This is a genomic window from Nordella sp. HKS 07 (genome assembly GCF_011046735.1).
In the GTDB taxonomy this organism is placed as follows: domain Bacteria; phylum Pseudomonadota; class Alphaproteobacteria; order Rhizobiales; family Aestuariivirgaceae; genus Taklimakanibacter.
This window is the reverse complement of record NZ_CP049258.1, coordinates 4,587,309-4,599,865: the sequence shown is the minus strand read 5'-3', so window position 1 is coordinate 4,599,865 and position 12,557 is coordinate 4,587,309. Positions and strand designations below refer to the sequence as shown.

Here is a 12,557-nt window from a genome sequence, read left to right as displayed (position 1 = left end):
CGCGAGCTCAAACCGGTGGCGTGGCGGCGTCGTCGGTAGCGCGGAGACTGCCATGCATTCCGCCAAACGGTAAGGGAGTAAGACCATGTACACTCGCAGAATGATACTCGCCGGAGTTGCGGCGGTACTGGCCGGCTCGGTTGTCACGACAGAAGTGTCGGCCGGCGGACTTGTGGAGAACCCTCAGACGATCTTTGCGAAGGGCATGAAATGGAGCGAGAGAAACGGCCAAAACAAGGGTGCGCTCCTACTGAGACCCGGTGGCAGCGCACTCATCAATTGGAACGGCACCACCTACAGCGGAAAATGGGAAAAGGTTGATGAATACCGGGTCAGGACGACATGGGAGAGCGGCGGACCTCCTGGCAACACATGGTCAATTCGCCAAACCGGCAACCCGACGGTTCCCTATATCGCGAGCCGGGGCCAGCCGTAGTACCTCTTTTGCGACGCCGTCATCCCAGGACTAGGCGTCTCATCGCATTCGGAAGGCACGGAGGCCTTCGTGACAGCGCCAGCGTGCCGACCTGGGCAACAGCCCAGGCGGTGCTCAGTGCTCGACTTTGAGTCCCGGCTCACCTAGTTTTTCCTGCGAAAACTCCTGACAGGTGACGCCAGCCCATGACTTCCTCTTATTTCTCCGCCCTCGGCGGCCATCCGCCACAAAGCGATATCCTTACCGGGCGGGCCGTTTTCACCGAAGCCTATGCCGTCATTCCCAAGGGCGTCATGCGCGACATCGTCACCAGCTACCTGCCTTTCTGGGAAAAGACCCGGGTCTGGGTCATCGCCCGCCCGCTCTCGGGTTTTGCCGAGACTTTCTCGCAGTACATCATGGAAGTCGGTCCGGGCGGCGGGAGCACGCAGCCTGAGCCTGACGACAAGGCCGAGGGTGTCCTGTTCATCGTCGAGGGCCGGCTGAAACTCACCGTGGCCGGCAAGAGCCACGACATGGAGCCGGGGGGCTATGCCTTTATTCCGCCGGCGGCGGCCTGGGCGGTGCGCAATGACGGCGCCATGGCCGTCAAGTTCCACTGGATCCGCAAATCATATGAGGCGGTCCAGGGCCTCGAGCCTCCTCCCGCTTTCGTCACCAATGAGAAGGACATAGCCCCTGCCCCGATGCCGGGCACCGAGGGCCGCTGGGCGACCACCCGCTTCGTCGACCTCGCCGACCTGCGCCATGACATGCATGTCACGATTGTAACTCTGGCCCCGGGGGCGGTGATTCCCTTCGCCGAAACACACGTCATGGAGCATGGGCTCTATGTGCTGGAGGGTAAGGCGGTGTACCGGCTGAATCAGGACTGGGTCGAAGTGGAAGCCGGCGACTTCATGTGGCTCCGGGCCTTCTGCCCGCAGGCCTGCTACGCCGGCGGACCAGGGAACTTCCGTTACCTCCTCTACAAGGACGTCAACCGGCACATGCGCCTGCCGAGCTTCAGATAGCGCCAGCCCGGTCGATGCGACGTATTTATCAGGTTAATCAGGGTTTATGGACTTCTCCGCCCCGCACACAACTTAAAGTTGTGGGCGCTTTGAGGCCTTCCGTATCGTCGCTCATGGGCGAAACCTGCCCGACCGTGATTGTGGCATATAGGCAACACTCGTCAGGATTCTGCCACGGTGATGGCCAGGTTACTTGACGCTGGAACCCGCGGGGAAGAAGGTACGCTCATGCGCGATTCAGGTCGTGCAGCCTTCCAGACCGGTTTTGTAGGGGATCGGGGGGGCCACTTTAAAACTCCAAGAAGTGGGAGAGACATAAATGAAAACGATGAAGTGGGCGCTTCTGGGCGGTGCGGCTCTTGCCGTAACGGCCACCGCTGCCCGAGCCGACGATCTCAGCGCTCTCAAGGCGCAGATCGAGGCTCTGCAGACGCGGGTGTCGCAGCTTGAGGCTCAGCCGCAGGCCTCGATGCCTTCAGGCTACAGCCTTCTGACGTTCCGCGACGGCCAGGGCACCTATGAGGGCGTCCTGCCGGAGCGTAACGCAGACCAGGTTCGTGACGATTCGGGCTTCACGCTGTCGGTCCTTCCGACGGCTGACGTAGCTCCGGCCGCCGAAGTGTCGGTGTCGGGTGAAATCCGCACCGCGATAATCTATACGGACATCAATACTCCGGACTTCGACGACAATGCGGACCTCGCCGTCCGTGGCCGTATCTTCATCAAGGGCAAGGCAGACACGGCGGTCGGCGAAGTCGGCGGCTATTTCCGTCTGGAAGCCTCCGGTGGCGGCAACTTCAATGATTATTCCGAAAACACCAAGATGAACAAGGCCTATGGCTGGTGGAAATTCGCTCCGGACTGGGAGCTGATGGCCGGCTATAACGACAACACCGGCGCGTTGCAGGTGGGTTGGGACTGGGTCGCGGCTACCGGCCCGGTGCGGTCCTTCGGCCCGTCGAACCCCAATAACGAGCAGATGCGCCTGACCTATGCCTCCGGCCCGCTGTCCTTCGCGATCTCGGTTGAGGACTCGGACGCTGGCACGACCTTCGACGTTACGACGGCCGCGGTGGTTGTCCCGGGGACCGGCGGGCCGACCACCGCCATTGTTACTAATCTCGTCTCCACACGGCAGGCTGACCGCAGCGACATTCCCGCCGTCGAAGGCTATGTGATGTATTCGTCGGATGCCTTCACCGGCCAGATCGTCGGCATGTATCAGCAGGATGATATGGGTGATAGTGATGACTGGGCGGTCGGTGGCGGCGCTACCATTGGCCTCGGCGAGATGTTCCAGCTGACGGCCGGTGGTGTCGTTGGCCAGGGCACCAATCAGTACGCCAACAACATCTCCCCGCTCACGGTCGACGAAGACTTCTGGGCTGCCTCGCTCGGCTTGCTGGCCAACATCACGGAAGACACCCGCATCGAACTGGGTGTCGGTTATGAAGACTATGACGAAGCCGGCACGGCTCTCGGCGTCGGCGGCGGCATCTACTGGGATCCGGTCAGCCAGGTCACTTTGGGTGTCGGTGCGACCTATGTCGACTTCCAGGACGTAGAGAACGTGGTTGTAGGGACTCGAAACAACGGCCAGGCCGCTGCGGTCTTCGTCGACGAACAAGATGCGGACAGCCTCCAAGTCTTCTTCGGCACCTGGCTCCGCTTCCCGTAATTACACATAGAGTAGCTTGGTGGGGATCGCTCCCGCTTCCTGACACCAAGCCGATTTCCTACAGAGCCCCGTCGCAGCGATGCGGCGGGGTTTCTGATTCATAGATCACGATGAGGTTCGATTGAATCAATCCAAGCTCATAAACGTGCTTCCATTCTTCTATGCTAGCGCGGGATTCTTGCGAAAAACCGGTGCCGCTTTTTTGCGTCCCGCGCCAGAAGCTTATCCGCTCAGAGGAAGTGCCGCGCCTGCATTCGGGGAGAAATGCGACTTCCTCTTCAGTCTGGCTGGTGCGGGAAAGCTCAGAAGGGCAAGTGCAGCGCCAGAGCGCCGGATGCTCACCTAATTCTTTGATTTGCGCATCGGTTTGTCTGAAAACCACTTCGCATGGTCGGGTCAAGCCCGACCACAAGCTTTTCGGTCCGATGCTCTATCTAGTGAACGAGATCCCCCAGGGCCGACACCAAGGGCTGCAATTCGTTCTCGTATCGCCGCCAGCGCTCGACCGAACTCTTATAGACGGGATTCCTGACCTGGCGGCGACTGAACGTCTGAACGGTCGAGCCGCTTTCATGGAAGTTGAGGCACGCCTCGTCCCAGGACAGGCCCAGAAAATCAATCATCTTGCGCGCCTCAGCCTCGAAGTCTGCTGTGAACTTCTCGTAGTTGAGCTCGTAGATCTGGTGCGGCATCAGCTGCTTCCAGTGATCCATGAGACGCGAATATTCGCGATAATACAGGCCGAGAGAGACCAGATCACGACTGTAGGGATGCGCATCGTTGAGCGGGTTCTGGAAGCAGGACCAGCATGTGTCGACCGGGTTGCGTTTGCAGTGGACGATACGGGCACTCGGCCACAGCATCGCGACCACCCCGAGATTGATAAAATTGTGCGGCATCTTGTCGACGACCCGTAGCGCCTTTGGACCATGAAACTCCAGAAGCTTCACGTAATTGTCCGCGAATTCACGCAGCGACGGGGGCGGCATCGTCTCCAAGGTCGCGAATAACCTGTCTACCGGTCGGCCAGATGCGAATTGGAGAGATCTGGCCAACTGATTGATTCGTTGCAATTCACCAGCGCCCGCGGCCTGACCGTGACTTGCGATCACTTGTTCGGTCAGGGTCGTGCCGGAACGGGGCATGCCGACCACAAGCACCGGAATCTCGCTCGGGCTGCCCTTATGCGCGTGGGCGCGCAAGGTTTCTGGCGTAAAGGCGGCGATGACGCTATCCACCCATTTCCGGAAAATTTCTATGCCGGCATCCATTTTCCCCAGGCGATTGGCCTCTTCAAAATGCCTGAACGCCAATGGATATCGCCCGGCCTTTTCATGGATGAACCCCAAGGAAGTATGCAGCATGCTCGCCTCCTTGTCGTCCTGCTCGGCTCCTTCCAGAAGCTTCTGGGCCTCACTCATGACTAGGCCATGAAGTTCCGTGGGTTGGTTCATTGCCAAACGGTAGAGAGACATTGCGAGGTACCGGCGGTCGCCCCGCAACTCTTCATAGAGTCGGTTGGATTCGTCCAGCCTTCCCACGACATCAAAGCTTTCGGCGATCGCCATTTTCACTCTATTGTCGTCCGGGCTCAGCCCGCGGGCGCGCTCGAGATAGGGCAAGGCGAGAGCGGCCTTGCCGACCTGCCGGTAATATTCACCGATTGCCAGCAGCGTCTCCGTCTGCTTCGGATTGATGAGCAAGGCGTTGTGGAGGAAAGGCAGAGCCAGCTCGATCGCCCTGGAATCGAGATAGAATCGGCCGACATTGTTCAGATAAATGGGATTCCGCGGCTCGGCCTTGGCCGCAAATTCAAGATGCTTCAGGGCCGGACCACGCTTGTTCTGCTGCTTGTAGATGATGCCCAGAATGTTATGGACATCCGGCCTGTTCGGATGGTCCTGCAAAAGCTTCAGGGCATCGGCCTCGGCAGTGGCCCACTCCTTCTTATGCACCAAAGTTCCGATTTTCTTGATGGCCTCGAGCACCCGGTCAGGCTGCCTGAAGAGCGGTGCGGCAGGAGCTGCCTTCGGACGGAATTTCTTCATTTACGGATACTAAACCACAGGTTACGAGGCGGCTGCAAGGCTACCCTCCGAGCGCGCCTCATGCGAAGGCATAAGCGTCAGACGGTAGGGTCCAAACCGATCCCGCCTACATCGCCTCGAACATGGCGCTGCCGGCCGCATAAGTGCCCTGTGACGTCTGCTTGAACGGGGAACACTCTGTCCGCGTGCCTCTGGGAAGGAAGCTCGTCGGGTTGAAGGCCTCGCAGAGCGAGCCGTCGCTCGCCTGCCAGATGCCGGTGCCCTCGCCCTTGCCGTTTTCCTGGTAGCTGAAGGTGCCGTCGCTGTTGAAGGTCGTGGTGCCGGTGCGGTTCCCAGCGCGCGTGAAGCGGAAACTGTTGCCCGACAGGATTTTCATGATCTCACCCGCCTTCATCGGGCCGGTCGGAACCGTGGGCGGCGGCGGCACGCTGACGCCCGTATCATCGACGCGTGTCGAACTCGAGCTGCAGGCACCCAGGAGAAGGGCAACAAAAGCGATAACCGTGCAAACCTTGATACGGGAGGCTCGCATCAAATGCCCTCCGCCATGACGACGACCCGCGAACCGACGGGCGTGCGGCGATAGAGTTCGATGACATCTTGATTGATCATGCGGATGCAGCCGGAAGATGCATTCTTGCCGATCGACATCGGCTCGTTGGTGCCGTGGATGCGATAAAGCGTGTCGCCGCCATTTTGGAACAAATAGAGTGCCCGCGCCCCCAGAGGGTTCTGAGGCCCTCCCGGCATCCCGTCCTTCCATTTCGCCTTTTCGGGGCTGCGCTCGATCATGTCCTTGGGCGGCGTCCAGCGCGGCCACATCACCTTGCGGCCCACATCGGCAAGCCCGGCCCAGCGGAAGCCGTCGCGGCCGACGGCGCAGCCGAAACGTATCGCCTGCTGGTTCTCGAGGACCAGAAACAGCTGACGCGAGCCTGTGTTGATGATGATGGTGCCGGGCCAATGGCGCGTCGGATACTCAACCACCGTACGGCGGAAGTCCTTCGGCAGCTTCTTCTCGTCGAAAGGCGGAAGCGCGAACGGATCGTCGGGGTCCTGATCGGCCCAGGCGGGCGTCGTCATAAGGCCAACCGGCAGGGGCGAGGCGCAGGCCAGGGCTCCCGCAATGAAGTTTCGACGCGTCAAAACTGGTCCGGACACTGCACTTCCTCCACAGCCCTTATTGATTAACTACATGCACAGATGGCAAGACTGCGGCATCCATCCGCACCCGGCCGGGAAAATGGGCACTGGTTTCCCCTAACCTGCGCAAAACGCGACTTATCTTGTGTACTCGATGTCTGAGAGACAGTCCTGTGGTCTAGAACCTTTTCCAATCGCCTTCAATTGGCCGGAAGGGCACGCTTCTTTCATTAAAATCGCACGGAATGCCTTAACAAGTCATCAGGCTTAACCGCTGATTAACGTGAATCAGGCGGCCCGAAATGATACGGTGCTCATGACACGAGACGGCTTCGCCCGAATTTGTTCCCGTCTCCTGACAGCACCCGACCCCTTCAAACCCCGCATCTCGTGCGGGGTTTATTTTTGGCGGGACCGCCGGCCAGTCCAGATACTTTACCACTGCTTATACGCCCCCATGTTAAGGGCCTCGCGAATCGGGAGCACGTGCAGTCAAATCGCTCGACTTCGAGGTGCGTAAGCTCCAAATGGATTGATAACGATTTCGACTCCTCGGATTTGAATTGAATTCGAGGCGACGAGGCAGGTGGGCGGGGGACCTGGAATGGTCGAGAGGCGGACTGAGGGGCGCAAGTCCTATATCGATGTGGAAGTATTCCAGCGTCTGCTCAAGGGGCTCGACTTCGTCTTCCTCTGCTTTGGCGGGCTCGTCCTTACGCTCGGCTTCGCGAACCTCCCCGGCACTGGTGACAATAACGCCCTCATCGGCTTTTTCGTCCTCGAGCTGGTGCTGCTTGCCATGGTCGCGATGCGCAGCTTCGGTCTCTACGACATCACCTCGCTGCGTCACGGCTTCCGGTCCATCCTGTTTTCCATCCTGACCTGTCTCGCGGCGGGTGCCTTCAACTTTCTCCTGGCCTGGCTCGGCCTCATTGCTCTTCCCTTGTTGTGGCTCGACAGCTGGGCACTCCTCGTAGCGGCCTATCTGATCGTGACGCGCGGTGCCGTCGCTTTGTGGGTCAGACCTCTCGACCGTGCCGGCCGATTCACCAAGCGCATCGCCATCGTCGGCGGCGGCAAGGCGGCCGAGGAAGCCATCGAGTCGCTCGAATCTTCCCCCGGCCTCGACATCGATATTGTCGGCCTGTTCGACGACCGCTTCGACGACAGGAGCCCGGAAGCGGTCCGCACCCATAAGAAGCTCGGCAAGATCAGCGCGCTTGCCGGTTTCGCGCGTGAGAATCGGGTCGATCTCATCATCGTCGCGATACCGCTATCCGCCGAAGCGCGGCTACTGCAGATCCTGAAGCGGCTTTGGGAACTGCCTGTGGACATCCGAATCAGTGGCCAGGCCTCCAAGCTCAAATTGAGCCCGCGCGCCTATACACATCTTGGCAACCTGCCGCTGCTCGCCGTCTTCGACCGCCCGCTGACCGGCTGGTCGTCCTTCCTCAAGGCGGCGATGGATCGGACTCTGGCGCTCCTGTTCATCGTCCTGCTGTGGCCTGTCCTTGCCGCGACCGCGCTCGCGGTTCGCCTCGACAGCAAGGGACCCATCCTGTTCAAACAGCGCCGCTACGGCTTCAACAACGAGCTCATCGAGATCTACAAATTCCGCTCGATGCATGTCGCTCTGGCCGACGCCGACGCAACACGCCTGGTAAGCAAGGGTGACCCGCGCGTGACTCTCGTCGGGCGTTTCATCCGCAAGACCTCGCTCGATGAATTACCCCAGCTTTTCAATGTGTTGAAAGGTGACCTTTCTCTTGTCGGACCACGCCCGCACGCCACCCAGGCAAAGGCGCAGGAAGCGCTCTACGAACAAGTCGTCGACGGATATTTCGCCCGCCACCGGGTGAGACCGGGGATCACCGGGTGGGCCCAGATCAATGGCTGGCGCGGCGAGACCGACACCAAGGAGAAGATCGAGCAGCGTGTCCTTTACGACCTCGACTACATCGATCGGTGGTCGCTCGGCTTCGATCTCTACATCCTCGCGCGAACTCCCTTGGCGCTGCTCAAAACCCAGAATGCCTATTGACTCTGAACCAGTCTATGCACAGCGCCGATAATCGCTCTTTACGCTGGTCGGTGGAGGTATAGACTCCCAGAAGCTGCAGAAATGCAGCTTTGGGCAACCATAGAGGGGTTAAGTCATGGATTTCATCATTCAGCTAGTCCTCGGCGCGCTGGGCGGCAACGGGGCCGGCGCTGCGGTCAAGAATGCCAGCCTCGGCACAGTCGGCAATTCTATCGTCGGCGCAGTTGGCGGCCTCATCCTCGGCCAGATTCTCCAGCACTACATGGGCATGTCGGCGGCCGACGCCTCCGCCACGTCGAGCAATATCATCCAGAGCGTGATCGGTGGCGCGGGCGGCGGCGCGATCCTCACGGTCATCGCCGGTCTCATCAAGAATGCGATGAGCAAGGGCTGACAGATCCTTACACGAATGCGAACGGGCGCCCCGGCAATCGGAGCGCCCGCTTTTGTTTCAGAACCCCACACTACCGATCAGATCTGATCGGTCGCGAAGGTATCACAGGATTTCATGTCGCCCGTCTCGAGGCCGCGCTTGAACCAGCGCACGCGCTGCTCGGACGTGCCATGGGTGAAGGATTCCGGAACGACATAGCCTTGCGACCGGCGCTGCAGGCGGTCGTCGCCAATAGCCGATGCTGCATTCAGGCCTTCCTCGACATCGCCTTCCTCGAGAATTTTATTCTTGTCATTGGCGGTCTTGGCCCAAATGCCGGCGAAGCAATCGGCCTGCAGCTCCATGCGGACCGACAGGGCATTGGCCTCGGCTTCCGAAGCCTGCATGCGCGCCTCGGTGACCTTGGCGGCGATGCCGAGCTGGTTCTGGACGTGGTGGCCTACCTCGTGCGCGATTACATAGGCCTGGGCGAAATCACCGGGCGCGCCGAGCTTGTTCTTCATGTCCTGATAGAAGGAGAGGTCGATATAGACCTTGTTGTCGCCCGGGCAATAGAACGGCCCCATGGCCGACTGCGCCATGCCGCAAGCCGACTGCACGAAGCCGTTGAACAGGACGAGGGTCGGCTTCTGATATTGACGGCCGATCTCCTGGAACTTCTGGGTCCAGACGCGTTCGGTCGAGCCGAGGACGCGAGCAACGAAATCCTTGCCGGCGTCACCCGTCACGTCGACCTGGGCCTGGCCGGAAGACTGCTGCTGCTGGGTCTGACTGGTGGATTGTCCGCCGGAGGGCTGCTGCGTCTCGCTCTGCTGCTGGCCAGGCGGCTGCACCTGGTCTCCCCCGGTGAACATCTGGAGGAGATCCACGCCGAAGACGAATTTCGCGATCAGATAGACTGCCACCAGCAATATGATGGTCTGGAGGCTGAGGCCGCGTCCGCCGCCGCCCATCGGTATCTGGAAGCCGCCGCCACCGCCACGCGGGAAGCCGAAGCCGCCGCCTTGGCCGCGGCGATCCTCGATATTGTCGCTGGGCCGTTCATTGTCGAGTCTCATGTCGTCACTGCCTCCTGTGCCTCTCCGATGATCCCGCGCTATGCCACCTGGACGCGGAACCGTGCAAGATCATACACCAGTTTCAGTGCTGGAGTCGCAATGCCTGTCATTTGCGCCAATTCGATGACTGCCCCCAGCAGGGCGTCGAGTTCGGTCGGCCGGCCGGCCTCGACATCCTGCAACATGGAGCTGCGATGCGCGCCTACCTTGGCGGCCATGTCGAGGCGCTCCTCGACGCTTACGGAAAATTTGACGCCCAGGGCTTCGCCCACCGTGCGCGCCTCTTCCATCATGGCGGCGAGCACGGCACGTGTGCCGGAGTCGCGCGCCAGCCCCTCAAGAGTGCCACCGGTCAGCACGCTCACCGGATTGAAGCTCAGGTTGCCCCATAGCTTGAGCCATATCTCGCTGCGCAGATTGGGCCTGATCGGACTCTCGACGCCGGCTTGTCCCAGGATCGCGCTCAAGGCCTGCGCCCTGGCGCTGACTTCGCCGGAAGGCTCGCCGATCGCCAAGCGATTGCCGAAGCCGTGGATGACATGGCCAGGACGCCCCAGCACGGCCGCCTGCCAGATCACCGCGCCCAGCGCCCGTTCGGGATCGAGTTTTCTCCACAAAGTCCCGCCCGGATCGACGCTTTCGAGGACGCGGCCGTCGAAGCGACCGCCATGTTTGTAGAAATACCACCAAGGCAGGCCATTCTGGCCGAAGAGCAATACCGTGTCGGTGCCGATGAGCGGCGCAAGAGTGTCGGCGATTACCGGCAGGGCGTGGCTCTTGAGGGTCATGATGATGAAATCCTGCCGCCCCAGACCGCGCGGGTCGTCCGTCACTTTAGGGTGGACCGTATAGGTCTCGCCAGCCTGCGTGACGCTCAAGCCCTTTGCCCGCATCGCCTCCAGATGGGTACCGCGCGCCACCAGGGAGACGTCCGCCACGCCGGCCTTGGCGAGCCTTGCCCCGACATAGCCGCCGATCGCACCGGCGCCGAAAACGCAAATCCTCGTCATATCCGTACTTTAAGCCCAACACTGATGTGCAGCCAGAGCATTTGATGGAAATGCCGGCGTAAGCTAATAGCCTTCGCATGACCGACCATCTCGTCATCGCCCTCGCCCAGCTCAACCCGACCGTCGGCGCGGTCACCGAGAATCTCGCCAAGGCGCGGGACGCCGTTGCCGCCGCCCGCAAGGCGGGGGCCGATCTTATTCTGTTTCCGGAGCTCTATATTTGCGGCTATCCGCCGGAAGATCTGGTCCTGCGCCCCTCTTTCGTCTCGGCTTGCCGCGCCGCTGCAGAGGACTTGGCCCACGACACAGCAGGTGGGCCGGCCGTGCTGATGGGCCTGCCCTGGCGCGATGGCGAGAAACTCCACAATGCCGTGGCGCTCCTGAATAACGGCAAGATCGAAACCTTGCGCTTCAAGCATGATCTGCCGAATTATGGCGTCTTCGACGAGAAGCGGGTCTTCGACGCGGGCCCAGCACCCGGCCCGATCAGCTTCAAGGGCGTGCGCCTCGGCGTGCCGATCTGCGAGGATATCTGGACCGAGGAATCCTGCGAGACCCTGGCCGAGACGGGCGCCGAAATCCTGCTCGTCCCCAATGGCTCGCCCTTCGAGCAGAACAAGGACGACACGCGGCTCAACCTCGTTGTGGCGCGTATCACCGAGACCGGTCTGCCGCTTGCCTATCTCAACCAGGTCGGGGGACAGGACGAGCTCGTCTTCGACGGCGCTTCCTTCGTCCTCAATGCCGATCGCAGCCTCGCACTGCAGATGCCGATGTTCGAGGAAGCCGTCGCCATCACCGAATGGGTGCGCGGCGATGCCGGCTGGCACATGAAGAAAAGCGACATCGCCCGCCTCCCGGAAAAGGAAGAAGAGACCTGGCTCGCCTGCGTCCTCGGTCTCAGGGACTATGTCGAGAAGAACCGCTTTCCCGGCGTGGTGCTGGGACTTTCCGGCGGCATCGATTCAGCCGTGGTCGCCGCGATGGCGGTCGACGCGCTGGGGCCCGAACGCGTCCATTGCGTGATGTTGCCTTACGCCTATACGAGCCGCGACAGTCTCACCGATGCGGAAGCCTGCGCCAAGGCGCTCGGCGTGCGCTACGACGTCGTGCCGATCAAGGAGCCGGTCGAGGGCTTCCTTTCGGCGCTCAAACCGATGTTCAACGGCAAGAACATCGACACGACGGAGGAGAACATCCAGTCGCGCAGCCGCGGGGTGATCCTGATGGCGATCTCCAACAAGTTCGGCGCCATGGTGCTGACCACCGGCAACAAGTCGGAAATGTCGGTCGGCTACGCGACACTCTATGGCGACATGAATGGCGGCTTCAACCCAATCAAGGACGTCTACAAGACCCAGGTCTATCGGCTCGCACGTTGGCGCAACGAGAACCGGCCCAAGGGCCTCAAGGGGCCGGACGGCCTGGTCATTCCCGAACGCATCATCAGCAAGGCGCCGACGGCCGAATTGCGCGAGAACCAGACCGATCAGGACACGCTGCCGCCCTATGACGCGCTCGACGACATACTTTCCGGTCTGGTCGAAGAGGAAATGCCGGTCGCCGATATCGTCAAGCGCGGCCATGCAGAAGCCTTGGTGAAGCGGATCCAGCACATGCTCTATGTGGCGGAATACAAACGCCGGCAGGCGGCACCCGGCGTCAAGATCACCCGGCGCAATTTCGGCCGCGACCGGCGCTATCCAATCGTTAATGGTTTCAGAGACAGAAGCTGA

12 protein-coding genes are annotated in these 12,557 nt (G+C 60.9%); 6 read left to right on the top strand and 6 right to left on the bottom strand.

The genetic code is table 11. From position 1 onward, the window contains the following. The first annotated feature begins 85 nt into the window (after positions 1-85). The 3 genes from G5V57_RS21635 to G5V57_RS21625 all read left to right on the top strand — a co-directional run bounded on the left by G5V57_RS21635 (position 86) and on the right by G5V57_RS21625 (position 3,127). A complete protein-coding gene (locus G5V57_RS21635; RefSeq protein WP_165169616.1) occupies positions 86-436 on the top strand; it encodes a hypothetical protein in 351 nt (116 codons plus the stop codon). A gap of 185 nt (positions 437-621) precedes the next feature. After that, positions 622-1,449, top strand: coding sequence for a bifunctional allantoicase/(S)-ureidoglycine aminohydrolase (locus G5V57_RS21630; protein WP_165169615.1), 828 nt, complete (start codon positions 622-624; stop codon positions 1,447-1,449). 319 nt (positions 1,450-1,768) lie between these two features. Beyond that, positions 1,769-3,127 carry a porin gene (locus G5V57_RS21625; RefSeq protein WP_165169614.1) on the top strand — a complete coding sequence of 453 codons (1,359 nt, stop codon included), beginning with the start codon at positions 1,769-1,771 and terminating at the stop codon, positions 3,125-3,127. Positions 3,128-3,185: 58 nt separating this feature from the next. Here the strand turns inward: G5V57_RS21625 and G5V57_RS21620 are convergent, their stop codons facing one another. From G5V57_RS21620 to G5V57_RS21605, 4 genes are all read right to left on the bottom strand, one after another. Continuing rightward, entirely contained in the window at positions 3,186-3,527 is a 342-nt protein-coding gene (locus G5V57_RS21620) for a hypothetical protein (protein ID WP_165169613.1), read from the bottom strand. Between the two features lie 34 nt (positions 3,528-3,561). Further along, positions 3,562-5,115, bottom strand: a complete 1,554-nt coding sequence (locus G5V57_RS21615) for a sulfotransferase (protein ID WP_165169612.1) — start codon at positions 5,113-5,115, stop codon at positions 3,562-3,564. Positions 5,116-5,281: 166 nt separating this feature from the next. Continuing rightward, on the bottom strand, positions 5,282-5,707 hold the full coding sequence (locus G5V57_RS21610; RefSeq protein ID WP_165169611.1) for a hypothetical protein: 426 nt from the start codon (positions 5,705-5,707) through the stop codon (positions 5,282-5,284). Then, positions 5,707-6,336 (bottom strand): L,D-transpeptidase, encoded by a 630-nt coding sequence (locus tag G5V57_RS21605; RefSeq protein WP_246737310.1) that lies wholly within the window; start codon positions 6,334-6,336, stop codon positions 5,707-5,709. The genes G5V57_RS21610 and G5V57_RS21605 overlap by 1 nt, the downstream gene beginning before the upstream one ends. A gap of 586 nt (positions 6,337-6,922) precedes the next feature. Between G5V57_RS21605 and G5V57_RS21600 the strand changes: the two genes are divergently transcribed. Both G5V57_RS21600 and G5V57_RS21595 read left to right on the top strand, forming a co-directional pair. Next, complete coding sequence (locus tag G5V57_RS21600) at positions 6,923-8,359, top strand: undecaprenyl-phosphate glucose phosphotransferase (RefSeq protein ID WP_165169610.1); 1,437 nt, start codon at positions 6,923-6,925, stop codon at positions 8,357-8,359. Between the two features lie 115 nt (positions 8,360-8,474). Then, positions 8,475-8,753: a hypothetical protein gene (locus G5V57_RS21595; protein ID WP_165169609.1), complete on the top strand. Its 279-nt coding sequence runs from the start codon at positions 8,475-8,477 to the stop codon at positions 8,751-8,753. 77 nt (positions 8,754-8,830) lie between these two features. Here the strand turns inward: G5V57_RS21595 and G5V57_RS21590 are convergent, their stop codons facing one another. Both G5V57_RS21590 and G5V57_RS21585 read right to left on the bottom strand, forming a co-directional pair. After that, positions 8,831-9,811: a neutral zinc metallopeptidase gene (locus G5V57_RS21590; RefSeq protein WP_165169608.1), complete on the bottom strand. Its 981-nt coding sequence runs from the start codon at positions 9,809-9,811 to the stop codon at positions 8,831-8,833. Positions 9,812-9,849: 38 nt separating this feature from the next. Further along, positions 9,850-10,821, bottom strand: a complete 972-nt coding sequence (locus G5V57_RS21585; protein WP_165169607.1) for a 2-dehydropantoate 2-reductase — start codon at positions 10,819-10,821, stop codon at positions 9,850-9,852. Between the two features lie 77 nt (positions 10,822-10,898). Between G5V57_RS21585 and G5V57_RS21580 the strand changes: the two genes are divergently transcribed. After that, a complete protein-coding gene (locus G5V57_RS21580; protein WP_165169606.1) occupies positions 10,899-12,557 on the top strand; it encodes an NAD+ synthase in 1,659 nt (552 codons plus the stop codon).